The following is a 23,200-nucleotide window of genomic DNA, read 5'->3' as shown; positions in this document are numbered from 1 at the left end:
GGGTATGGGGGGTGCCACAGCGATGTACGGAGCTTTCGACTCCGAGCGTATAGCACGCGCATTCGATTTACGGACGGCTGATGACTCCTTCACCCGAATGAGTGGCGGGGCTACTCTCGGCCCCATGACTGATCACGTGCATGACCTGGACGCACTGCGTGAAGCGACCGCCCGGCTGCTCAGCGCCACGGAGAAATTGGACGACTCCGAGCTCGCCCGGCCGTCGCGGCTGCCCGGCTGGAGCCGGGGTCATGTCGTCGCGCACCTCTCACGTAACGCCGACGCGCTGGTAAATGTTCTCCAGGGTCGGCCGATGTACGCAGACAGCGAAACCCGCGACCGCGACATCGAGCGCGACGCCCCCAGGCCGCGGGCCGAGCAGCTGGCCGACCTGGCGGAGAGCGCGGCCGGTTTCGTGGCGGCGGCCACCGCCCCGGCCGACTGGTCACGCACGGTCGCCATGCGCAACGGTGTGACGGACTCGGCCTCCCGCATCCCCTTCCGCCGCCGCGGCGAGGTCGAGCTGCACCACGTCGACCTGGACGTCGGCTACGAGCTGGAGGACCTGCCGGACGAGTTCGTTGCCCGGGAGATCGACTTCCTGGCCGAGCGGTTCGCCGGACACCCGGACATCGTGTCCACGCACGTGGCCGACTCCACGGGCCGGTCCTGGACGACGGGCGGCGGAGCCGAGGGAGACCCCATCACTGTCCGGGGTACGGCCCCCGACCTGCTCGGCTGGCTCAGCGGACGCCGCGACGGCTCCGCGCTGACCGTCGTGGGCGGACAGGCCCTGCCCGCACTGCCCCCGCTATAGGCTGAGACGCATGACGTACAGCGGAGCGGTCAAGGTCGGCGGGCGTGCGGACGTACACGAGTTGACGGATCTGATGATCTCCAAGGTCGCCGTCGGCCCGATGAACAACAACGCCTATCTGCTGCGCTGCCGGGCCACCGGCGAGCAGCTCCTGATCGACGCGGCGAACGAGGCCGGGACCCTGCTGCGGCTGATCGGTGACGACTCGATCGCCTCGGTCGTCACCACCCACCGGCACGGCGACCACTGGCAGGCGCTGGGCGAAGTCGTGGCGGCAACCGGCGCGCGTACGTACGCCGGGCGCTACGACGCCGAGGGGATCGAGGTCCCCACCGATGTGCTCGTCGAGGACGACGACACGATCCGGGTCGGACAGGTCGCCCTGACCGCCCGCCACCTGACCGGGCACACACCGGGGTCGATCGCGCTCCTCTACGACGACCCACACGGCGCCCCGCACCTGTTCACCGGGGACTGCCTCTTCCCGGGCGGGGTCGGCAACACCTTCGGGGACGCCGAGGCGTTCGTGCGGCTGCTGGACGACGTGGAGACCAAGCTCTTCGCCCCGCTGCCGGACGAGACCTGGGTCTACGCGGGCCACGGCGACGACACCACGCTGGGCGACGAGCGCCCGCGGCTGCCCGAGTGGCGGTCCCGGGGCTGGTGAAACGGCCCCGGTGCCTCCCCGCACAGCGGGGGGCACCGGGGCCGCTGCCGCGGGCGTCAGCGCCTCGCGGCCCGGTCAGGCGTCTATTCCGGCACCCTTGTCCGCGCCCGTGTCGACACCGCTGTCCGCACCGTCCTCGGCCTTCGCGCTCTCCGCGGCGGCCTGCTTCCTGGTAGCCAGGAGGCTGGTGACCGTGGTGATCACCAGCACGCCGCAGATGACGCCGAGCGAGACCGGGATCGAGATCTCCGGGACGTGCACCCCGGACTCGTGCAGGGCGTGCAGCACCAGCTTGACGCCGATGAACCCGAGGATCACCGACAGCCCGTAGCTGAGGTGGACCAGCTTCTTCAGCAGACCGCCGATCAGGAAGTACAGCTGCCGCAGGCCCATCAGGGCGAAGGCGTTGGCGGTGAAGACGATGTACGGGTCCTGGGTCAGCCCGAAGATCGCCGGGATCGAGTCCAGCGCGAACAGCACATCGGTGGTGCCGATGGCGAGCATGACGACCATCAGGGGTGTCAGGACGCGCTTGCCGTTGTTCCGGATGAAGAGCTTGGTGCCGTGGTACCTGTCGGCGACACCGAAGCGGCGCTCGATCGTCTTCAGGAGGCGGTTCTCCTCGAACTCCTCTTCCTCCTCGTCGGCCCGCGCCTCCTGGATGAGCTTCCAGGCGGTGAAGATCAGGAACGCGCCGAAGATGTAGAAGACCCACGAGAAGTTGGCGATGACCGCGGCGCCCGCGGCGATGAAGATCGCCCGCAGTACCAGCGCTATCAGCACACCGAAGAGCAGCACCCGCTGCTGGAGGTGCGAGGGCACCGAGAACTTCGCCATGATCAGCACGAAGACGAAGAGATTGTCGACGCTCAGCGACTTCTCGGTGATGAAGCCGGCGAAGAACTCGCCGGAGGCCTGGGTCTCGCCGAAGACGAGCAGGCCGAGCCCGAAGAGGGCGGCCAGGGCGATCCAGACGACCGTCCAGATTCCGGCTTCCTTGGTCGACACGTCATGGGGCTTGCGCCCGATGAAGAAGTCGACGGCGATGAGGGCGCTGAGACCAAAGATGGTCAGCGCCCAGAGGGTCCATGAAACGTCCACTGCGCCTCCGGCAGTTCGCTACGGCTACTGATCAGCGTCGTCGCTGCCGGAGGTCTCTTCCACCGGGGCGCGCGGGCTGCGCGCCTGGCCGGCGCCCCGGGACCGGTCACAGTCCGTACTGACGGGAACGCCGCGATCGGGAGTACTCCCCTCCGCCCAAAGAACAGTACAGGAATTACCAAGGAAAGGTAAAGAGAAAGCTAAAGAAGGATCAAACCCCCAGGTCAGGAGCTAGGCGGAGGGTGGTGACGGAACAGGGCGGAGCAGGTCAGCGGGGTCCGTCGCGGCGGGCCGCCGCCACCTGGTCGAGCACCAGATCCAGGACGCGGCTGCCCGGGGGCGTCGTCAGCGGCTCGTACGTCCAGGCGTGGCCCACCCAGGGGTCGGCCAGATGGTCGTCGGCGACCGGGGTGATCCGGAGCAGCGACCGCCACAGCGGATCGAGCACCGGCCCGAACGCGGAGGCGTCCTCCCGGTCCGCGACCATCAGCAGATGCACGCCGACGGACGGCCCCTCGTCCGCGAGGTAGCGCAGCTGGTTGACGGCCCGGTCGTCGAAGCCGTGCGGGAAGTCGTTGACGATCAGCAGCTGCTCGGCCGGGTCCAGATCGGGCGGCAGCGAGTCCGCGGCGCCCGCCCTGACCGCCATCTGCACCAGGTCGACCCGCCGGGTGAGCTGCGCGAGGACCGAGGACACTCCCCCGGCACCGGACGCGGGCGGTCCCGCGAGCACCCCCGACCGGACCAGCGGGGCGAGCGCGGCAGAGGCGGAGCCGGCCGGGTCGATGACATGGACCGCGAACTCGCCCGCGGGGTAGACGGCGAGCAGCCGGGCGGCGTGCAGCACCGCGCTCTCCATGGCCAGCCGGTGCAACTGGTCGCCGTCCGCCAGGGCCGCGGCCTCAGAGGCGGTGCGCCCGCTGTCGATCCAGATCCCGCGCTCCAGCGGCAGCCGTACGAGCAGCGGGATGCGGATGGCGGCGCTCTCCGGCAGGTGCAGGTCGCCTATCCGCAGCGCCATCGGGATCTCCATCGGCACCCGGTAGGCGTGCCAGACGGGGTTGTCCCAGCCCGCGTAGGGGGCGGGCAGCGCGGGTTCCACCACGGCGGACTCCGCGGCCAGCTGGGCGAGGTCGCGGTCCAGCGCCTCGCGGGCCCGGCCGGTCAGCTCGTCGCGCTTGGCGCGGGCCTGCTCACGGGCGAGGTCGCCCGCGCCGCCGATCCGGCCGCGCGGGTCCGACAGGGTCCGCTCCAGCTCCTGGTCCATCCGGGAGTCCGCGAAGTCGACCGCGCTGCGGTAGGCGGCGGTGGCCCTGGCCAGGTCCTCGAACATCCCCCAGATCTGGTTGTAGAGGCGCTCGTCCATGGACCAGCCGGTCGCGTCCCCGGCGACGGGCTGCGCCGGCTGTCCGGGCCCGGCGGGCGGCGCGGCGGGCGGGGGCGGCGGGGGCGCGGCGGACCGGCGGCGCGGGTGCGCGTAGTCGATGGGGCCGGACGGGACGGCGGCCGGGGCCTCTGGCTGCCGGGCGGCCGGCGGCCCGACGGGGGGCTGTCCCGCCGGGGGCTGTCCGCCGCCCTGGGCGGGTGCCGGTCGCGCCGGGTGGCGGACCCGGTCGCCCTCCGGGGTACGGGGCGGCGGCGGTGACACGGAGCGGGCCAGGCCGCGGGCGACGGCCTCCTGGATCGACCCGGCCAGTTCGGCGGCCCGGTCCACGCCCTGGTCGGCGAGCATCGCGGCGAGACCGCCCGCATAGCCCTGGCCGACCGCGCGGACCTTCCAGGCGCCCTGTCTGCGGTAGAGCTCCAGGGCGGCGACCGCGGACTCGCTGTCCAGGCCGGTCAGGGTGAAGGTGGCGATCTCCGTGCCTTCGAGCCCGGTGACGGCGACGAAGGGCGCGGCCACGGCTCCGAACCGGGACGGGCCGCCCGCCGCCAGCGGCAGGGCGAGCAGCACGGTGACCCGGTGCACCCCTTCGGGCAGGGCGTCGAGGTCGACGGCGAGCCGGTGGTCCGCCGCCGCCTGCCTGGAGACCTCAAGCCCCGGCAGCTGCGGCGAGCCGGGGTGGGCGATCCGCTCCACGCCGTGCACGGTGCCGTCCTCGTCCCCGAGGGTGGCACCGGCGACGACCGGCGCCCCCGCCGAAATCCGGATCTCCAGACGGGTCTGGGGCAAGACGTGGTTCTGCCCCCGGACCAGCTCGGCCGTCATTGCCCTGTCCCCTCGACGAGTTGCCGCCGCGAAGCACGGTGCCGCGGTGGTCGTGATGCCCTGGTGGTGATGCGGTGCAGCTCCCGGCGGCCGATGCCTCCGGGAGCTGCGCGTTACCGATACGGACCGGGTGGGTCCGGCTCCGCCTACAGGTGCGGCAGGATCGCCGGCATGAGGTCCTGGAAGGTGCGGCCGTTGGCGGGGGTGCCGATGGCGGTCATCTGCCATCCGTTACCCGAGCGGTGCACCTTCGCCATGATCTGGGCGGTGTACTGCCCGCCGCCGTCCAGGGTGTAGCGGGCGAGCTCCTGGCCGTTGGTCTCGTCGACGATGCGGCAGAAGGCGTTCTGCACCTCCTGGAACGTCTGGCCGGTGAAGGAGTTCACCGTGAAGACGATCTGGTCGATGTGGACCGGCACCCGCTGGAGGTCGACCAGGATCGCCTCGTCGTCGCCGCCGGAACCGGCGCCGCCGACCAGGTTGTCCCCGGTGTGCTTGACCGAGCCGTCGTCGCTGACGAGGTGCCGGAAGAAGACGACGTCGACCGGCTGCTTGTCGGCGAACAGGACCGCCGAGGCGTCCAGGTCGATCTCCCGGGTGCGCGAACCGAACAGGCCGCGGCGCGGCGCCGCCTGCCAGCCGAGCCCCATCCGTACCGCGGTCAGGGTCCCCCCGTCGCTCTTCTGCAGGCTGATGGCCTGGCCCTTGGTCATATTGACCGTCACGCGCTGTCCCCTCTCCGCTTCCCCGCAAACCGTCCTTGCGCGGTTTCCAGCACCCTACGCATTCGCTCCACCGGCGCATCGGGTCCGGGCCGTTTTGTGTCGTTCCTGCAACACACCCCCGCGGCGCGGGGTCAGGCCAGACCCGCCTCCCGCATCTGGCGCAACTCCTTCTTCAACTCCCCCACCTCGTCGCGCAGTCGGGCGGCCACCTCGAACTGCAGATCCGCGGCGGCCGCGCGCATCCGGTCGGTCATCTCCTCGATGATCCCGGCGAGCTCGGTGGCCGGGCGGTCGGTGACCGCCGCCCCGTCCCCCTTGGTCTTCGCGGAGCCGGTCTTGATGCCCAGCGTGGGCACGGGCGCCTTGGTGCCCTTCGTCTGGCGGTAGCCGGTGCCGAGCAGCTGCTCGGTGTCGACCTCCTCGCGGGCGATGGAGGCGACGATGTCGTTGATCTTCTTGCGCAGCGGCTGCGGGTCGACTCCCCGCTCGGTGTTGTAGGCGATCTGCTTCTCGCGGCGCCGGTTGGTCTCGTCGATCGCCTGCGCCATCGCCGGGGTGATCTTGTCCGCGTACATATGGACCTGGCCCGACACGTTACGAGCGGCACGGCCGATGGTCTGGATCAGCGAGGTGCCAGAGCGCAGGAAGCCCTGTTTGTCGGCGTCGAGGATCGCCACGAGCGACACCTCCGGCAGGTCGAGGCCCTCACGCAGCAGGTTGATGCCGACCAGGACGTCGTACTCGCCCGAGCGCAGCTCGCGCAGCAGCTCGATGCGGCGCAGGGTGTCGACGTCGCTGTGCAGATAGCGGACCTGGATGCCCAGCTCCAGGAAGTAGTCGGTGAGGTCCTCCGACATCTTCTTGGTCAGGGTGGTGACCAGGACCCGCTCGTCGTTCTCGGTGCGCTTGCGGATCTCGTGCACCAGGTCGTCGATCTGGCCCTCCGTGGGCTTGACGACGATCTCCGGGTCGACGAGACCGGTGGGCCGGATGATCTGCTCCACGAAGCCGTCGCCCCGGGAGAGCTCGTACTTGCCGGGGGTGGCGGAGAGGTAGACCGTCTGGTTGATCCGTCCGAGGAACTCCTCCCACTTCAGCGGGCGGTTGTCCAGGGCGGACGGCAGCCGGAAGCCGTGGTCGACGAGGGTCCGCTTGCGGGAGGCGTCGCCCTCGTACATCGCGCCGATCTGCGGCACGGTGACGTGCGATTCGTCGAGGACGAGCAGGAAGTCCTCGGGGAAGTAGTCCAGGAGGGTGTTGGGCGCGGTGCCGGGGGTGCGGCCGTCGAAGTGCATCGAGTAGTTCTCAACACCCGAGCAGGTGCCGATCTGGCGGAGCATCTCGATGTCGTACGTGGTGCGCATCCGCAGCCGCTGGGCCTCCAGCATCTTGCCCTGCTTCTCCAGCTCGGCCAGCCGCTGCTCCAGCTCCTTCTCGATCCCGCCGACGGCCTTCTCCAGGCGCTCAGGACCCGCCACGTAGTGGCTGGCGGGGAAGACGTGCAGGGACTCGTCCTCGCTGATGACCTCGCCGGTGAGCGGGTGGAGGGTGGAGAGCGCCTCGATCTCGTCACCGAACATCTCGATGCGGACGGCGAGCTCCTCGTAGACCGGGAAGATCTCGATGGTGTCGCCCCGCACCCGGAAACTGCCCCGGGTGAACGCCAGGTCGTTGCGGCTGTACTGGATCTCGACGAAGCGGCGCAGCAGCTGGTCGCGGTCGATCTCGTCGCCCACCTTGAGCTGGACCATCCGGTCCACGTACTCCTGCGGTGTGCCGAGGCCGTAGATGCAGGAGACGGAGGCGACCACGACGACGTCACGCCGGGTGAGCAGGGAGTTCGTCGCGGAGTGGCGCAGCCGCTCGACCTCCTCGTTGATGGAGGAGTCCTTCTCGATGTAGGTGTCCGACTGCGGGACGTACGCCTCGGGCTGGTAGTAGTCGTAGTACGAGACGAAGTACTCGACGGCGTTGTTGGGCAGGAGCTCGCGGAATTCGTTGGCGAGCTGGGCCGCGAGGGTCTTGTTCGGCGCCATCACCAGGGTGGGGCGCTGGAGCTTCTCGATCATCCAGGCGGTGGTCGCCGACTTTCCGGTGCCGGTCGCGCCGAGCAGCACGACGTCCTTCTCACCTGCCCTGACGCGCCGCTCCAGCTCGGCGATGGCCGTCGGCTGGTCGCCGCTGGGCTGGTAGGGACTGACGACCTCGAAAGGCGCCACCGAACGTTCGATCTTCGAAACGGGCCGCATGCAACCACCGTACGACCCCCCACTGACAACGGGGCGGGTCAGCGGTCGTGGTGCTCCACGGGGTCGCGCCGCTGCGAGTGGAAGGACGCCGGGTCGGCGTGCGTGCCGAACCGGGGCACCTGGCGCTGGGCGGGGATGCCGAGGGCCCGTCCGGCGGCGGCGTCCTCCCAGTCCGGGGTGCCCATCACCACCAGCGGGTCGAACATCACGACGACCCCGGCGACCAGCAGGAAGCAGGCCGGGCCGATCAGCATCGGCACGAGGAGGCCGGTCGGGGTGTCGCCCCCGGCGGTGCCGGTGAGGGCGGCGGCGTGCAGGTGGACCCGGAGCGCCGCCATGCCCGTGTAGTGCATTCCGCCGACGGCGACGCCCATGACGACGGCGGCGCCGAGGCTGGGCAGGAAGCCGTGGATCGAGACGGCGGCCCAGAGCGCGGCGGTCGAGGCCGACACGGCGATGACCACGGAGAGCGTCACGGTGACCGTGTCGTACTCGAACTGCCCATCAAGCCGCATCCCGGCCATGCCGAGGTAATGCATGGTGGCCACGCCGAGCCCGGTGATCGTGCCGCCCGTCACCAGTGCCATCGGGGTGGCGCCCCGGTACCCGACCAGGAAGATCCCGACACCGACCATGACGATCGCGACGGCGAGGCTGGCGAAGGTGATCGCCTTGTCGTAGCCGATCGGCACCTCCTCGACGGAGAAACCCATCATCGCTATGAAGTGCATCGTCCAGATTCCGGAGCCTATGGAAGTCGCGCCGAGGGCCAGCCAGCCGGCCTTGAAGGAACGTTCCGTGCGCAGTGACCGGGTGGTGCAGCGCAGACCGAGTGCCGCGCCGAGGCAGGCCATGAGGAAAGCCGCGACGGGGGTCACCGCCCCATAGCTGAAACCGTCGATTGTGCCCTGCATACACACGTCCTTCGCAGAAGCCCGGGTGCGGACGACCCTAGGGCCCGTCCGGCGGATCAGCGCCTAGAAAGGCCCTGGGGCGCGAGGCCCGGCAGACAAACAGAAGAACTGCACTTTATCGACAGGGGCACCGGCCCATGACGCGGTCCCCGGGGGCCGTTCACATGGTGGCCACCCTTCGACTCTCCTCCGTTCGGCGGCGGCTGCGACGCTCCAGCCGTCCGCAACTCCGACGCTCCGTACCCCACGCAAGGAGTCCACGTGCACGCAGGCACCGCTACCGCTACCGCCTCCGTCGCTGCCGCCGCCCTGCTGGCCGCCGGCACGTTCCTGCTGTCGAACACAAGCGCCCCCGACCCGGACACCACCACGACCGCTGCCACCGCTGCCACCGGGCACGCCGTGCCGGTGACCCGCGCCACCGCCCCGGCCGGCGCCCCGCTCGTCATCTCCCACCGGGGCGCGTCCGCCTACGCCCCCGAGAACACCCTCGCGGCCGTGGACAGGGCCCACGCGCTCGGCTTCGACTGGGTGGAGAACGACATCCAGCTCACCAAGGACGGCGTTCTCGTCGTCATCCACGACACCGGTCTGAAGCGGACCACGGACGCGGAGAAGGTCTTCCCGGACCGTGCCCCGTGGGCGGTCAAGGACTTCACGGCCGCCGAGATCGCCCGGCTGGACGCGGGGAGCTGGTTCGGCGCGCGGTACGCCGGTACCCGGGTGCCCACGCTCCGGCAGTACCTGCAACGCGTCGAGCACAACCACCAGAGCCTGCTCATGGAGATCAAGAGCCCGGAGACCTACCCGGGGATCGAGCGGGCGGCTCTTCAGGTGCTGGGCGAGGAGGGGTGGCTTGACGCCGGTCATGTCCGCGACCGCCTCGTGATCCAGAGCTTCGGCGCGGACAGCGTACGCACGGTGCACAAGCAGCGTCCGGACGTCATCACGGGGCTCCTGGGCACCCCGGCGGTCGCCCGGCTGGCCGCGTACGCCGAGTTCACCGACCGGATCAACCCGGAGTACACCTCGGTCTCGGCCGATTACGTCGCGGCGGTGCACGCGCTGAAGGGACCGCACGGCAAGAGGCTCCAGGTAGACACCTGGACGGTCAACGACGCGGCGGACGCGCTCCGGGTGACCGGCTACGGCGTGGACGGCATCATCACCAACGCGCCGGACGTGGTCCGCGCGGCCACCGGGGCGCGCGAGGCCGTCGGCTGACCGTTCCGGTGCCACTGACGACGGCCGGCCACCGGCCGTTGTCAGTGGGCGGCCGTACCGTGGACGCCATGAACAACAACGGGGTTGTCGAGTGGGCCGTCGTGGAGAGCGACATCGGTCCGCTGCTGCTGGCCGCGACCGGCGCCGGGCTGGTGAGCGTGGTCTTCCACGCGCGTCCGGCGGTACGGGACAGGGCGCTGGACCAGTTGCGGAGCCGGCTCGGCGCGGAGCCGGTCGAAGCACCGGAATCCGCCCGGCTGGCCGAGCCGATACGCCAGTTCGCGGCGTATTTCGCGGGCACCCTGCGGGATTTCTCGCTCGATCTCGACTGGTCGCTGACGGGCGGCTTCAACCGCCAGGTGCTCCGTGAGCTGGCGGCCGGTGTGCCCTACGGCGCCGTCGCCGGTTACGGGGAGCTCGCGGAGCGGGTCGGACAGCCCGGGGCGGCCCAGGCGGTCGGGGCGGCCATGGGGTCCAATCCCCTGCCGGTCGTGGTGCCCTGCCACCGGGTGGTGGAGCGCGACGGCGGGATCGGCGGCTTCGGCGGCGGTCTTGAGACGAAGCGGCAGCTGCTGGCGCTGGAGGGCGTGCTGCCTCAGCCGCTGTTCTGAGCCACCGCGGCACCCGCCCCCTTCGGATCTCGTTTTCGTACCCGCGCAGATCTCATTTTCGTACGCGCGTTCGGGCTGGCACACTGCCTCGGTGACCACCACCCTCGACGTAACCGACACCCCCGGCGGACCCGCTCCCACCGGGCGGGTCACCGCGGCCGACCTGCCAAGACTCCGGCGCAGGACGACCGCCGTGCTGATCGCCGGCCAGATACTCGGCGGCCTCGGCGTGCCCGTCGGCATCGCCCTGGCCCCCGTGCTGGCGACGCAGGTCAGCGGCTCGGAGGCGCTGTCGGGCCTCGCGCCCACCGCCTCTGTGACCGGCACGGCCCTGCTGTCGCTGCCGCTGGCCGCGCTGATGACCTCACGCGGCCGCCGCCCCGGTCTCGTACTCGCGTATCTGATCGGGGCGCTCGGAGCCGGTCTGGTGGTGCTGGCCACCCTGGTGGAGAGCTTCCCGCTGCTGCTCCTCGGCATGGCCGCGTTCGGCGCGGGCTCCTCCGCCAATCTCCAGGCGCGGTTCGCCGCGGCGGATCTGGCCGAGCCCGAACGGCGCGGCCGGGCGATCTCGACCGTCATCTGGGCCACCACCATCGGCTCGGTCGCGGGGCCCAACATCGCGGCTCCGGCGGGCCGGGTCTTCCGCGGCACCGCCGTGTCGGAGACCGCCGGCCCCTTCGTCTGGGCGGCCGGCATCTTCCTCCTCGCCGCCCTGGTGATCGCGGTCCTGCTGCGGCCCGACCCGCTGCTCACGGCACGCGCGCTGGACCCCCAGGAGAGCAGATCGGCCGGGAACCGTTCGCTGCGCGCGGGCGTCGCGGCCGTCCGGGCGTCACCGATGGCCCGGCTGGCCCTGGTGACCGTCGCCGTCTCGCACACCGCGATGGTCTCGATCATGGTGATGACCCCGGTCGACCTCGGCCACCACGGCGCGGACCTCCAACTGGTCGGCCTGGTGATCAGCGGTCACATCGCGGGGATGTACGCGTTCTCGCCGGTGATGGGCTGGCTGTCGGACCGCTTCGGGCGGCTCGCCGTCATCGGCCTGGCCGTCGGGCTGCTCTCCCTGGCCGCGCTGCTGGCGGGCACCGCGGGCGCCGCTCACGGCAGGACCGCGGCCGGTCTCTTCGTGCTCGGGCTCGGCTGGTCCGCGGGGCTGGTCGCCGGATCCGCGCTGCTCACCGACTCCGTGCCGCAGCCCGCCCGCGCCGCCGTGCAGGGCCTCTCCGACCTGACCATGAACGCCTCCGCGGGCATCGGCGGCGCGGTCGCCGGGGTCATCGTCTCCCGGGCGAGCTACGGCTGGCTGAACCTCACCGGCGCCTGCCTGCTGCTGCCGATGGCCGCACTGGCACTGCGCCGGTCGCTCACCCGTCCCGCCGGGGCCTGACCCCACCGCCCGAACCCGGGAGCTCCTCAGGGCTTCAGAGGCTTCAGAGCCTTCAGAGGCTGATGTGGTACGCCTTGCGCAGCGTCTCGTGCACGGTCCACGTCGTACGGTCGCCCTCGCGCAGCACGCAGGCGTCGCCCGGTCCGAGCTCCAGGGTCGCGCCGCCCTCGACCGCCATGGTCGCGCGCCCGCTGACCACCACGAACAGCTCGTTGGCCTCGGTGTCCGTCACCACGCCCGGCGTGATCTGCCAGATCCCGCGCAGCTGCTTGCCGTCGGCCGACTCCCACAGCACCTTGCCGGTGACCTGCGGGTCTCCCGACACGATCTGCTCTGGATCGAGCGGTTCCGGTTCGAGCACGGCGTCGGGGATGTGCACGGAGAACGAGGCGGGAGCTTGATCAATCGTGGTCATGGGCGGTCACTCTAGCGACCGCCCATGAGCGTCCCGTGCGACCCCCTACCCCTGCGGACCGGCGGCGGGGTCGACCACGGCCAGCCACGCGTCGGCGATCAGCCGGTGACCGAGCGGGGTCGGGTGGACGCCGTCCCGGGCGAGCTCGGCCGGCTGCCGGTCCCGTACCGCGCGGCCCATGACCTGGTCGGCGCGGACTACTTGGGCCCCGTTGTTCGCGGCCGCCCGCAGCACGGCGTCGGTGCGGGGAGTCAGGTCCGCGAACCAGCTCTCCTGGTCCGGGCCGACCGGGACCAGGAACGGGGTGATGACGACCAGCCGCGCGGGCAGCCGGCGCGCAGTGTCCGCGAGCAGGCCGTCGAGGCAGGTCTCGAACGCGTCGACCGGGCTGGCCAGCCCGCTGTCGTAGTGCCGCCAGGTGTCGTTGATGCCGATCTTGACGGTGACCACGGTGGGCCGGTGTCCGATGACATCGGTGGCCCAGCGGGTTTCGAGGTCGTAGACGCGATTGCCGTTGATCCCCCTGTTGATGACCCGGGGACCGGGGCCGGGTCCTTCGGCGGCCCGGTCGCGCAGGGTCCGCGCGATCTCGTGGACGTAACCCGCACCGAGCGACGCGGAGTCCGCGCGGTCGCGTCCCGCGTCGGTGATGGAGTCTCCGATGAACAGGAGCGTGTCGTCGTGTCTGATGCGCATGTCTGCCGTTCTGACATCGGGGGCGCCGAAACGCCCCTCATGGCCTTCGGGGTTCAGTCGACTATCTTCGGCCGCACGCCGTCCGGCAAGGTGAATCCCCTCAGTACGGCCGCCTCCCGCGCCAGCACTCCGGGGTCGTCGCCGGGCACGAACTCCAGGAGCGCCTCGACGCCCCGGCCCGCCAGCAGGCCGAGTGCGGCCCCCCACAGCTGCGAACGGTCGGCCAGCGGCAGCCGGTTGTTGCCGGGCCACCACGAGAAGGCGTGCACGGCGCAGACCCGGCCGGCCAGTTCGGCGAGCCCCGCCAGTGCCTCCTCGTCCGGGGTGTCGAGCGGCGGCTGCCAGTACGTGCGGACGTTCTCCGCGCCCACCTCGTCCAGCAGCCGGACGGTCGAGGGGACGGTGTCGGTGAGCGTTCCCCCGTGGAACTCGGTCGCGACCAGCAGTCCGTGGCCGGCGGCGATCCGCGCCGCCTCCCGCAGACAGCGCACGGTCTCCCGCCGCTCCCCGGGCGACGCGGACCGCGATCCGGCCGCTCCCGCCCACACCCGTATCCGGTCCGCCCCGAGCAGCACCGCGGCGCGGGCGACGGCGGGGAAGTCCGCCAGCTCCCCCGGGGTGGCGCGGAAGTACGAGCCGTACGAGCAACAGGTCATGCCGTAGCGGTCGGTGGCCTCGCGGACCTCGCGGACGGTGCCGGGCTCCGCGGCGGGCGCGTGCACGTCGGCCCCCCATTCGATCACCTCCAGGCCCGCGCCGGCGGCGCGGCGGGCGACCTCGGCGGCGGGCAGCCGGCGGAACGTGACCGAGCAGAGCCCCGGCCTGATTCCGCCCACCGCGTTCCGGCTGCTCTCGTCGGTCATGGCACTGCCTTCCAGCGGTGGGCGTTCGGATGTTCTTCACGGGGTCCGCCCGGACGGGGCGGGCGGACCGGGCCTGTTGGGCGGTTCCCCGTCACCGCGGTCGCTCAGGCGGCGTTCGGGCCGACGTCGGCGGCCGTGAGCGGGTGCCGGAGCGCGGGCGCCGTCGCGTACTCGTCGGCGCCGATGTCCCGTACGCTGCCGCGCTGGTCGCCGTCGATGTCGTCGGCGACAGCCGCGCCGCTCAGGGTGGCGGCGCCGATCGCCGGGCTGCCCGAGGACAGCCGCAGGACGCCGTCCGCGCCCTGGCTGAGCAGCGGATCGGCCCGGGTGAAGCCCCCGGCGGGGATGTTGCCGTCCTCGGCCGCGCCCCACAGCAGGTTGCTCTGCCAGGTGAAGCCGGTGGTGGCCCCCATCGCGACGAGGCTGCCCGTGTCACCGACCAGCAGGTTGTCGGCCAGGGTCACGTTCGTCGGCTCGAACGCCCGGGTCTCGCCGGAGAGCGAGCCGGTGTTGTTGATCAGTGTGTTGTGCACGATCACCGCACGGTCGCAGGCGTCGTTGCCCGTCCGCTGTTCCGGTGTCTCGCCGGAGTTGTGGTCACGGGTGGTGCCGCTGCCGACCACCAGGGCCCGGCCGGACAGCCCGCTCAGGTAGTTGTTGACGATCCTGTGGTCGTTGCCGTAGACGCGCACCCCGTCGATGCCGCCGACGAGGTAATTACCCTCCACCACGGAACCGTTGCCGTGGCGCAGCACGATGCCGCCGCGGCTGTCGCGGATGGTGTTGTACCGGATGGTGTTCTTCGAGGACTTCACCGAGATGGCCTCGGGGTCGCCGTCGCAGCGCTCGAAAAGGTTGTACTCCACGACCGCGTTGGCCTCCGACAGGGCCCGGCCGCTGACGCCGAGGCGGATGGGCTCGCCCCCGTTGGCGCCGGTGAAGCTGTGGTCGGAGAAGTGGTTGCGGAAGATGTGCAGGTTCTGGGCCATGGCGGTCTTACCCGTGCCGTCGACGACGATGAAGATGCCCGCGGTCGTCTTGTCGTGGAAGTGGTTCCGGTCGATCTTCGAGTCGTCCGCCCGCACGACGAGCCAGTACGGGTCGCCGGAGTCCGCGAGCTGGAAGTCGTTGCGGGTCAGCCGGATCGCCGAGCAGTCGGCCGGGAGCTCCATCGTGGTGCTCTGCCGGAAGGAGAAGCCGCTGATGGTGATGTTGCTCGAACCGCTGAGCACGAAGCCGCGCTCGCCGCGCAGCACGGCGCCGCCGCGGGTCCTGGAGACGATGGTGATCTGCGCGGCGGCGGTGCCGTGCTTGCCGGAGATGTTGATCGAGCCGCCCGACGGGACCGTGTAGGTGCCGTCGGCGACGACGATCCGGTCACCGGGCGCCGCGCCGTTGATGGCGCTCTGCAGTGCGGCCAGGGAGGAGACCGGGATGTCGGCCGCGGACGCGGTGCCCGACAGCGCGGTGGTGAGGGGTACGGCTGAGAGTGCGGCCACGGCGGTACTTCTGAGGAACGTGCGGCGTTGCATGGTGCCTCCTGCGTGGATGCGGACGGATTCGTTCAGCAGGCGTGCGGGCCGCACGCCTGCCCGGGTCATCAGCCGGCGTTCGGGCCCACGTCGGCCGGGGTCAGGGGGGCGCGCCCGCAGGCGCGGCGGGAGTACTGGTCGGCGCCCGCGTCCCGGTTCCGGCCGCGCGGCTGACCGTCGATGTCGTGGGTGACGGGCGGCCACCGCAGCGTGCCCGCGCCGATCGCCGGGCTGTCGGCGGCCGGCCGCGCGATGCCGTACGGGTCCGGCACCAGGCGGGGGTCGACGCGGGTACCGCCACCGGCCGGGATGTTGCCGTCGGCGGCGGCGCCCCACAGAAGGTTGCCCGACCAGGTGAAGCGCACGGTGTCCGCCATCTCGACGAGCCGACCGGTCTCCGCGACGAGCAGGTTGTCCGCGACGGTGACGTCCCGCGGCTCGTGCGGGCGCTGGCTCTCGCCGGAGAGCGTGCCGTTGTTGCCGACCAGGGTGTTGTACGCGATGAGGACGCGGTCCGGGGCGTCGTTGCCGCGGCGGGTGTCGGGCGACTCGCCGGGCAGGTGGTCGCGCTCGGAGCCGCTGCCGATGACGAGGGCGCGGCCCGACAGGCCGGCCAGGTAGTTGTTGACGATCACGTGGTCGTTGCCGTAGATCCGTACCCCTTCCTGGCCGTCGACGAGGTGGTTGGCCTCCACCCGGTTGCGGTTGCCGTGCCGCAGGACGATGCCGCCCAGGCTGTCGCGAATGGTGTTGTACCGGATGGTGTTGTCCGAGCTCTTCACCGAGATCGCCTCGGGGTCCCCGTTCGCGCGCTCGAACAGGTTGTACTCCACGACCGCGTGGGCGCCGGACAGGGCCCGGGGGCTGACGCCGAGCCGGATCGGTTCGCCGCCGTTGGAGCCGGCGAAGGTGTGGTCGGAGAAGTAGTTGCGGTACACGTGGACGCGCTGGGCCATCTCCTCGGTGCCCGCGCCCTCGATGCCGAGGTAGATGCCGAGGGTGCTCTTGCCGTGGAAGTGGTTGTGGTCGACCGTGCTGTCGTCGGCGCGCACCATCACCCAGTGCAGCCCCTCGATGTCGGCCAGTTGGAGGTCGTTGCGGGTGAGCCTGATGTGCGAGCAGTCCGGGGGGACGTCCAGGGTGCTGCTCTGTCGGAACGAGAAGCCGCTGATGGTGATGTGGTGGGACGCCTCCAGCACGAAGCTGTGCTCGCCCTCCAGGACGACCCCGCCGCGGGTCTGCGCGGCGATGGTCACGGGTGCGCGCGGGGTGCCGCGCCTGTTCCGGATGATGAGGGGGCTGTCCGGCGGGACGGTGTACGTCCCGTCGGCCACGACGATCCGGGTTCCGGGGCGGGCCCGGTCGATCGCCGCCCTGAGCTCGTCCAGGGTGCGGACGGTCGCCCCGGCCGGCGCGGCGCTCGCGGTCGGTGTTCCGCCGACGGGGGCGGCGGCCAGTGCCACCCCTGCCGCTGTGCTCATGAGGAACGCGCGGCGTTGCATGGTGCCTCCGTGAGTGAGGAAGTGAGGGTGTCGTGGACCGGGGTCCGGGTCTCAGCCTTCGGCCGGTGTGTCCAGGAACAGTTCGATGACGGGGACGGGGGTGTCGGGGCGGCGCACCGGGATCTGGAGCGTGAGCGTTCCGGCGGGCTGCCCGCCCATCTCGGTGTTGACGGCGGGCCGGTCCGGGTCGATGTGGACCGGGATGATCTCGGACGCGTCGTTCAGCAGCTGGGCGTACCGCACCCGGCCGGCGAGCCCCGGCAGGTGCAGATGGCGCGGGGGCCAGGCGAACAGGTGGACGTAGAGCCGGTCGCCGCGCTGGGTGTACCGGCAATCGGCGGGAGCGGTGTACGGGGACGGGCCGCAGCCGCGGACCGACCGCTCGTGCAGCCGCGTCCACCGGCCGATCTCGCCGAGGATCGCCGAGTCGCGCGGGTCGAGGTCGCCGCGGCCGTTGGGGCCCACGTTGAGCAGCAGGTTGCCGCCCTTGGACACCCCGTCGACGAGCATCCGGATCAGCAGGTCGGCGCTCTTGTGGCCGAGGTTGTCGCGGTCGTAGCCCCAACTGCCGTTGAGCGTCTGGCAGGCCTCCCAGAGGACGGGGCGCCCGTCCTCGGTCATCGGGCCCGACGGCTGGTACTGCTCGGGGGTCACGAAGTCCCCGGGGAGCCCGGTCCGGTCGTTGACCAGGACGTGCGGCTGGAGTTCCCGGATCGTCTCCAGGAGCTTCGGTGAGTCCCAGTCGTCGGGCCCCTTGCCGCCCCACCAGGTGCGCCCGGCGTAGGAGAAGTCGAAGAAGAGGTAGTCGACGCGCCCGAACGACGTCAGCAGCTCGCGGACCTGGCCGTGCAGGTAGCGCTGGTAGTCGCGGATGTCCCGGCCGGTGTTCGCGGCCTTGAACTCCTCGTCGTCGCGCTGCGGGTGGGTGCCGTCCACGGGGAAGGAGGGGTGGTGCCAGTCGATCAGCGAGTAGTAGAGGCCGACCTTGAGCCCTTCGGCGCGGCACGCCTCGACGAACGGGCCGACGAGGTCGCGGCCGTGCGGGGTGTTGGTGACCTTGTACTCGGTGAGGGCGCTGTCCCACAGGCAGAAGCCGTCGTGGTGCTTGGTGGTCAGGACGACGTAGCGCATACCGGCCGCCTTGGCGGCCCTGGCCCACTGGACCGGGTCATAGCGGTCGGGGGCGAAGTGGTCGAAGTAGACCTGGTACTGCTCGTCGGTCAGCTTCTCCCGGTTCTTGACCCACTCGTGCCGCGCGGCGAGGGAGTACAGGCCCCAGTGGACGAACATGCCGAACCGGGCGGCGGTGAACCAGTCCGTCTCCGGGGCTCCTGCGGGAGCGGGGGGCGCGGGCGGGGTCATGGGAGTGCTCCTTGCGGGGGGGGGGAACGGGGGTGGTGGCGGAGGGGTTCGCCGGGGTCAGCCCTTCAGCGCGCCGGAGGACAGACCGCTGACGAAGGACCGCTGGAAGAAGAGGAAGACGATCACGGAGGGCAGCAGGGCCAGCAGCGAGGCGGCCATCACCACTCCGGGGGTCACCGCGGGGTCGATCCGCAGGGTGCGCAGCGCCAGCGGGAGCGTGTACGAGGAGGAGTCGGTGGAGACGAGGAGGGGCAGCAGGTACTGGTCCCAGATCATGGTGAAACCGAAGACCCCGATGACGCCGAGCGCGGGCTTGCACATCGGCAGGATGATCTGGGCGAAGATCCGCAGATCGCCGGCGCCGTCGATGCGGGCGGCCTCCTCCAGTTCGCGCGGGACGTCCTTCATGAACTCGGTCATCACCAGGATGGAGAACCCCCAGGCGCCCAGCGGGACGATCATTCCGGCCAGGGTGCCGATGAGGTTGAAGTGGACGACCGGCAGGTCGGAGAGGATCAGGGACAGCGGGAGGGCCAGGATCTCCTCGGGCAGCATCAGCGTCGCCAGGACGGCGACGAGCACCAGCGTCATCCCGGGGAAGACCTTCCTGGCCAGCGCGTACCCGGCCAGGACGGAGACGGCGACCTGTAGCAGCAGTCCGCCGCCGACCACGAAGAACGAGTTCAGCAGGTACCTGAGCACCCCCTGGTCGAAGGCGATCCTGAAGTTGTCCAGGGTGACGCCCGACGGAATGACGCTCAGCTGTGTCGGGTCCTTGACGTGTCCGAAGGCGCTGACCAGCAGGGCGAGCAGCGGCCCCGCGAAGACGATCAGGACCAGCAGGTGGACGACGTTCCTCAGGATCCGTCCGCCGGCGCTGCGGCTCTCGGTCAGGCCGAGCGCGGTCTCGGTCTGCTCGCTCATTTGCTTTCCCTCCGCCGCAGCAGTTGGACGACGACGGTCAGGATCAGCGTCGCGACGAACAGCAGGACCGCTCCCGCCGCTCCGACACCGAGCCGGTTCTGTTCGAGGCCGAGCTTGTAGATGAGGGTCATGACGACCTCGGTGGAGCCGTCGGGTCCGCCGTTGGTGAGCAGGAACACCTCGGTGAACACCCGCAGTCCGCGGATCGCGGCGAGGATGAACAGGATCGAGAACACCGAGCGCAGTCCGGGCACGGCCACGTGCCACACCCGCTGCCACCTGGACGCGCCGTCGACCTTCGCGGCCTCGTACAGGCCGCGGTCCACGCTCGTCAGACCGGCGAGGATGATCATCATGTCGTAGGGGGCGCCCCGCCAGATGCCGGTGACCATGATGGAGGCCATCGACGTGTCGGGGTCGTTGATGAACCCGGACGGGCCCATTCCCACCATGCCGAGCAGCGAGTTGAGCATGCCGTCGCCGGTGGGGTGGTACATGATCCGCCACAGTTCGGCGACGACCGCGAGCGGCACCACCACCGGCAGGAACGCCGCGGAGCGCACGAACTTCAGCCGACGGCTCTGCCCCTCCATGAGGAGGGCGAGAGCGAGGCCGAGTGCCATCGAGCCGGCGGTCTGCCCGGCGGCGAGTACGAGCGTGTGCCAGGCGGCCTCGCGGAATCCGTGGGACTGGAGCACCGTGGCGTAGTTCTCTGTGCCGACCCACTTGTTTCCCAGGTAGGGCTGGACCTCCTGGAAGGACATGGTCAGCGCGTTGGCCATGGGGATGAACTTGAAGTACAGGAAGAGGAGCAGCGCGGGAGCGAGGAACAGCCAGGGCGTCCACCACCGGCCCGATCTGCGGCCGCGCCGCAGGAGGCCGGTGGCCCCGCGGCCCTGGCGGCCCGGTTTCCGCGGGGCGGGGCCGGCCGCCGGAGGGGCGGCCGCTTCGGCCTGGTCGAGGCTCATGACGCGGCGATCCCCTGCTCCTTGAGGATCTCGGCGAGCTGCTTGTCGAGCTCACGGAGCTTGGTCCCGGTGTCGAGACCGCAGTCCGCCATGAGCGCGTTCACGGTGTCCGCCGTCGCCTGCCGCACCGGGGTCCAGTTCGGGATGGACGGGGCGTACCGCCCGGAGTCCTGGTACGCCTGGGCGTAGGTCTTCCAACGAGGGTCGGGCCGCACCTGGGAGATGTCCACCGTCTTGTTGACGGGAAGCTGCACGGTGTATCCGGTCTCGCCCTCCATCCCCTTCTTCTGGCCCTCCGCGGAGACCGCGTAGTCGGCGAAGGCGTCCTGGCCGGCCCGGTTGGCGGAGCCGGCCATCAGATAGACCGAGCCGCCCTCCGCGAGGACGGTGGCGTCCTTCGGACCCTTGGGCATCGGCACGACCTCGTACTTGTCCTTGCCGAGGGTCTCGTCGAAGCGGGGCAGCAGGTACGGGCCGACGACGAACATGCCGGCCCGGCCGGCCTCGAAGGTCTCGTTCGTCGGCGGGGTGTCCATGGTCACGGCGCCGGGCTGGACGGCCTTGGCCTTGCAGCCCAGGTCGCGGAACCACTGCGTGGCCTCGACCGATGCCTTGGTGGCCGAGGCCGGCTTGTACGTGCCCTTGCCGCTCTCGGTGATGAAGTCGCCGCCCGCGGCCCAGAGGAAGTTGGAGAAGTACCAGGAGGCGTAGCCGCGCTTGGTGGACAGCGGGGCCGCGAGCCCGGCGGTGTTCTTCTTGCCGTCGCCGTCCGGGTCCCGGTCGGTGAACGCCTTGGCCATCGCGGCGAAGTCGTCCCAGTTCTCCGGGACGCCGAGCTTCAGCTTCTGCCGCCAGTCCTTGCGGATGAGCAGCGCGGACGCCTGTGCCGAGTACGGCAGCCCGTACTGCTTGCCGTCCACGCTCTTCCCGGAGTCCAGCCCCTGGCCGATGATCTGCCCGCTGTTCTTGATCTTGTCCAGGTCGATCTCCCGGAGCAGCCCCTGGCTGTGCATGGCTCCGAGCTGGGTGACGTCGTTCATGACGATGTCGGGGAGGTTCTTCTGAGCGGCCCGCTGCTGCAGCTTGGTTTCGAAGTCGTCGAAGATGGCCGTGACCTTGACCTTGTAGCCCGTCTTCTTCTCGAAGGCGGCGGCGAGCTTGAGCGCGCCCTGCTCCCCCGGTCCGCCCGGTGTCGTCCTGGTCCACAGCTCCAGCGGCGCCTTGGAGTCCTGCTTGGCGTCCACTCCCGCAGGCCCGGACGAACAGCTGGTGAGGACCAGTGCCGAGGCGAGGACACCCGCACCGATCCATCGCGATCTCTGCATCACAACTCCTGTTTTCGCCGCATCACAGTCAGCCTGGAAAGCGCTTTCTGGGACGGTAACGGGGCCGGAATCTGCGGTCAATAGTCCGATGAATGCAAAATGTTTCAACGAGTCAGCACCGCCCCCGCCGGACACCTCTCCGAGCACAGCTCCGGCAATCCGGAACGCGCGCGGGCGATAGCACCTCCGAAAATCCCCCTATAACCGCCCCGTTCACCTCAGCACCCGAACTGACTCCCCGCCCCGGGGCGAGTTCGGACCACGACAGCAACCGCCGGGAAACAGGGACTGGACATCCGACCTGCACGCGAGGACATTCCAGTGATCCGATGTATCGTCCCTGCGAGCCATCCGGCCTGGGAACTAAACAGGCCACACCGTTCCACGACATTCAGCCCGCCATTCGCCCACAGATCCGAGCGGGGACCGACGGCCGCCAGGCCGCCGGTCCGGCCCCGGACCGGCCGAGGAGCCAGACCCGACATGAACGAACCGGCCACCGCACCGACAGCCCTGCTGGTCATGGAGGAAGAACGCCGGGCGGACGTCTACCCGCCCGAGGTGCTGGCCGGTATCGGCCGGCTCGCACGCTGGCAGGGACCGCCCCGCACCCGCGAGGAGCTGGCCGCGGACCCCGAGGCCCTGAGGGACGTCGACGTCCTGCTCACCGGCTGGGGGGCGCCCGTCCTCGATACCGCCTTCCTGTCCCTGGCCCCCCGGCTGCGGGCCGTGCTCGTCGCGGCGGGGTCCGTCCGGCACCTGACGACGCCCGCCTTCTGGGAGCGCGGCATCCCGATCGTCTCCGCCGCCGCGGCCAACGCCGTCCCCGTCGCGGAATTCACCCTCGCCCACGTCCTCCTCGGGCTGAAGCAGACCCACCGCATCGCGCGGGAGGTCGCGAACAGCCGCCGGTTCCCGCACAATCCCCAGGTCCCGGGCGCCTGCCGGTCACGGGTGGGCCTGCTGGGGCTCGGCCACATAGGCAGGCTGGTCGCCGCCCACCTGGCCCGGTTCGACGTCGAGGTCCTCGCCACCGATCCCGTCGCCTCCCCGGATGCCGCCCGCCGGGCGGGCGTCCGGCTGGTGCCCGTCGGGGAACTCTTCGCCACCTGCGACGTCGTCAGCCTCCACGCACCGCTCCTGCCCGAGACCCGCGGCACGATCGGGGCGCGGCTGCTGGACTCGATGCGCCCCGGCGCGACGCTGATCAACACCGCGCGGGGCGCGCTGATCGACGAGCCGGCCGCCGCTCAGGTCCTGGGTGCCAGGCCCGATCTCACCGCCGTGCTCGACGTAACGCATCCCGAGCCCCCGGCTCATGACTCGCCACTGTTCACCCTCCCCAACGTCGTCCTGACACCGCACCTCGGCGGCGCCCTGGGTGCCGAACGCCGGCGCCTCGGACAGCTCGTGCTCGACGAACTCGGCCGGTTCACACAGAACCGGCCGCTCCGTCACGCCATCGAACCCGCGCACGCCGCTTCACTGGCCTGACGGCCTGTCGGCCCGATACCGGCGGCCTGACGCAAGGCGGCCATGCTGTACCGAATTCCCGGGACCGGGCAAGCCCGGCAGGCACCCCATTCCACAAGTCCGCAGCCCAGGGACGCCACGACAGCGAAACGTTAGTGAAACGTCAGTGAGACGTAAGCGGGAGGAGCGATAGTTCGGGGCAGGCAGGCGTCCCGGCCCCGTACTGCCGCTCC

Annotated in this window: 20 protein-coding genes; 6 read left to right on the top strand and 14 right to left on the bottom strand. The window is 70.9% G+C overall.

Translation table 11 applies throughout. The annotated features are described in order from the left end of the window. Nucleotides 1–124 precede the first annotated feature (124 nt). Together ACFVQ0_RS22720 and ACFVQ0_RS22715 are read left to right on the top strand one after the other, a co-directional pair. Complete coding sequence (locus tag ACFVQ0_RS22720) at nucleotides 125–817, top strand: maleylpyruvate isomerase family mycothiol-dependent enzyme (protein ID WP_390090672.1); 693 nt, start codon at nucleotides 125–127, stop codon at nucleotides 815–817. A 10-nt stretch (nucleotides 818–827) separates the two neighbouring features. Next, a complete protein-coding gene (locus ACFVQ0_RS22715; protein WP_390090670.1) occupies nucleotides 828–1,484 on the top strand; it encodes an MBL fold metallo-hydrolase in 657 nt (218 codons plus the stop codon). A 75-nt stretch (nucleotides 1,485–1,559) separates the two neighbouring features. Here ACFVQ0_RS22715 and ACFVQ0_RS22710 read toward each other — a convergent pair whose 3' ends face one another. From ACFVQ0_RS22710 to ACFVQ0_RS22690, 5 genes are all read right to left on the bottom strand, one after another. Then, nucleotides 1,560–2,585 carry a TerC family protein gene (locus ACFVQ0_RS22710; protein WP_390090668.1) on the bottom strand — a complete coding sequence of 342 codons (1,026 nt, stop codon included), beginning with the start codon at nucleotides 2,583–2,585 and terminating at the stop codon, nucleotides 1,560–1,562. A 268-nt stretch (nucleotides 2,586–2,853) separates the two neighbouring features. Beyond that, nucleotides 2,854–4,794 carry a TerD family protein gene (locus tag ACFVQ0_RS22705; RefSeq protein WP_390090666.1) on the bottom strand — a complete coding sequence of 647 codons (1,941 nt, stop codon included), beginning with the start codon at nucleotides 4,792–4,794 and terminating at the stop codon, nucleotides 2,854–2,856. Between the two features lie 146 nt (nucleotides 4,795–4,940). Further along, entirely contained in the window at nucleotides 4,941–5,519 is a 579-nt protein-coding gene (locus ACFVQ0_RS22700; RefSeq protein ID WP_136328667.1) for a TerD family protein, read from the bottom strand. A 131-nt stretch (nucleotides 5,520–5,650) separates the two neighbouring features. Next, on the bottom strand, nucleotides 5,651–7,768 hold the full coding sequence (uvrB, locus tag ACFVQ0_RS22695; RefSeq protein ID WP_390090664.1) for an excinuclease ABC subunit UvrB: 2,118 nt from the start codon (nucleotides 7,766–7,768) through the stop codon (nucleotides 5,651–5,653). Between the two features lie 38 nt (nucleotides 7,769–7,806). Then, nucleotides 7,807–8,682: an MHYT domain-containing protein gene (locus tag ACFVQ0_RS22690; RefSeq protein ID WP_390090662.1), complete on the bottom strand. Its 876-nt coding sequence runs from the start codon at nucleotides 8,680–8,682 to the stop codon at nucleotides 7,807–7,809. A gap of 261 nt (nucleotides 8,683–8,943) precedes the next feature. Between ACFVQ0_RS22690 and ACFVQ0_RS22685 the strand changes: the two genes are divergently transcribed. The 3 genes from ACFVQ0_RS22685 to ACFVQ0_RS22675 all read left to right on the top strand — a co-directional run bounded on the left by ACFVQ0_RS22685 (nucleotide 8,944) and on the right by ACFVQ0_RS22675 (nucleotide 11,907). Continuing rightward, nucleotides 8,944–9,906 (top strand): glycerophosphodiester phosphodiesterase, encoded by a 963-nt coding sequence (locus ACFVQ0_RS22685; RefSeq protein WP_390090660.1) that lies wholly within the window; start codon nucleotides 8,944–8,946, stop codon nucleotides 9,904–9,906. Between the two features lie 68 nt (nucleotides 9,907–9,974). Continuing rightward, the gene (locus ACFVQ0_RS22680) at nucleotides 9,975–10,517 is read left to right on the top strand and encodes a methylated-DNA--[protein]-cysteine S-methyltransferase (RefSeq protein ID WP_390090658.1); all 543 of its coding nucleotides are present in this window, start codon (nucleotides 9,975–9,977) and stop codon (nucleotides 10,515–10,517) included. 91 nt (nucleotides 10,518–10,608) lie between these two features. Beyond that, complete coding sequence (locus ACFVQ0_RS22675; RefSeq protein WP_390090656.1) at nucleotides 10,609–11,907, top strand: MFS transporter; 1,299 nt, start codon at nucleotides 10,609–10,611, stop codon at nucleotides 11,905–11,907. Nucleotides 11,908–11,959: 52 nt separating this feature from the next. On the opposite strand, the gene ACFVQ0_RS22670 is transcribed toward ACFVQ0_RS22675, so the two are convergent. The 9 genes from ACFVQ0_RS22670 to ACFVQ0_RS22630 all read right to left on the bottom strand — a co-directional run bounded on the left by ACFVQ0_RS22670 (nucleotide 11,960) and on the right by ACFVQ0_RS22630 (nucleotide 21,494). Next, a complete protein-coding gene (locus ACFVQ0_RS22670) occupies nucleotides 11,960–12,322 on the bottom strand; it encodes a cupin domain-containing protein (protein ID WP_390090654.1) in 363 nt (120 codons plus the stop codon). Nucleotides 12,323–12,367: 45 nt separating this feature from the next. Beyond that, entirely contained in the window at nucleotides 12,368–13,018 is a 651-nt protein-coding gene (locus tag ACFVQ0_RS22665) for an SGNH/GDSL hydrolase family protein (protein ID WP_390090652.1), read from the bottom strand. A 53-nt stretch (nucleotides 13,019–13,071) separates the two neighbouring features. Next, nucleotides 13,072–13,881, bottom strand: coding sequence for a sugar phosphate isomerase/epimerase family protein (locus ACFVQ0_RS22660; RefSeq protein WP_390090650.1), 810 nt, complete (start codon nucleotides 13,879–13,881; stop codon nucleotides 13,072–13,074). A gap of 104 nt (nucleotides 13,882–13,985) precedes the next feature. Further along, nucleotides 13,986–15,380, bottom strand: coding sequence for a polysaccharide lyase 6 family protein (locus tag ACFVQ0_RS22655; protein ID WP_390090648.1), 1,395 nt, complete (start codon nucleotides 15,378–15,380; stop codon nucleotides 13,986–13,988). A gap of 101 nt (nucleotides 15,381–15,481) precedes the next feature. After that, nucleotides 15,482–16,915 (bottom strand): polysaccharide lyase 6 family protein, encoded by a 1,434-nt coding sequence (locus tag ACFVQ0_RS22650; protein ID WP_390090646.1) that lies wholly within the window; start codon nucleotides 16,913–16,915, stop codon nucleotides 15,482–15,484. Between the two features lie 51 nt (nucleotides 16,916–16,966). Then, nucleotides 16,967–18,277, bottom strand: coding sequence for an alpha-L-fucosidase (locus ACFVQ0_RS22645; protein ID WP_390090644.1), 1,311 nt, complete (start codon nucleotides 18,275–18,277; stop codon nucleotides 16,967–16,969). A 57-nt stretch (nucleotides 18,278–18,334) separates the two neighbouring features. After that, nucleotides 18,335–19,201, bottom strand: coding sequence for a carbohydrate ABC transporter permease (locus ACFVQ0_RS22640; RefSeq protein ID WP_390090642.1), 867 nt, complete (start codon nucleotides 19,199–19,201; stop codon nucleotides 18,335–18,337). Then, nucleotides 19,198–20,169, bottom strand: a complete 972-nt coding sequence (locus ACFVQ0_RS22635; protein ID WP_390090640.1) for a carbohydrate ABC transporter permease — start codon at nucleotides 20,167–20,169, stop codon at nucleotides 19,198–19,200. Before ACFVQ0_RS22635 ends, ACFVQ0_RS22640 begins: the two co-directional genes overlap by 4 nt. Then, a complete protein-coding gene (locus tag ACFVQ0_RS22630) occupies nucleotides 20,166–21,494 on the bottom strand; it encodes an extracellular solute-binding protein (RefSeq protein ID WP_390090638.1) in 1,329 nt (442 codons plus the stop codon). Before ACFVQ0_RS22630 ends, ACFVQ0_RS22635 begins: the two co-directional genes overlap by 4 nt. Before the next feature lie 483 nt (nucleotides 21,495–21,977). Between ACFVQ0_RS22630 and ACFVQ0_RS22625 the strand changes: the two genes are divergently transcribed. Beyond that, nucleotides 21,978–22,988 (top strand): hydroxyacid dehydrogenase, encoded by a 1,011-nt coding sequence (locus ACFVQ0_RS22625; RefSeq protein ID WP_390090636.1) that lies wholly within the window; start codon nucleotides 21,978–21,980, stop codon nucleotides 22,986–22,988. Nucleotides 22,989–23,200: the final 212 nt, after the last annotated feature.

It is taken from the genome of Streptomyces sp. NPDC057900 (assembly GCF_042887885.1).
Lineage (GTDB): Bacteria > Actinomycetota > Actinomycetes > Streptomycetales > Streptomycetaceae > Streptomyces.
The sequence above is the reverse complement of the archived record's forward strand: the minus strand, read 5'-3'. Positions and strand labels throughout refer to the sequence as shown.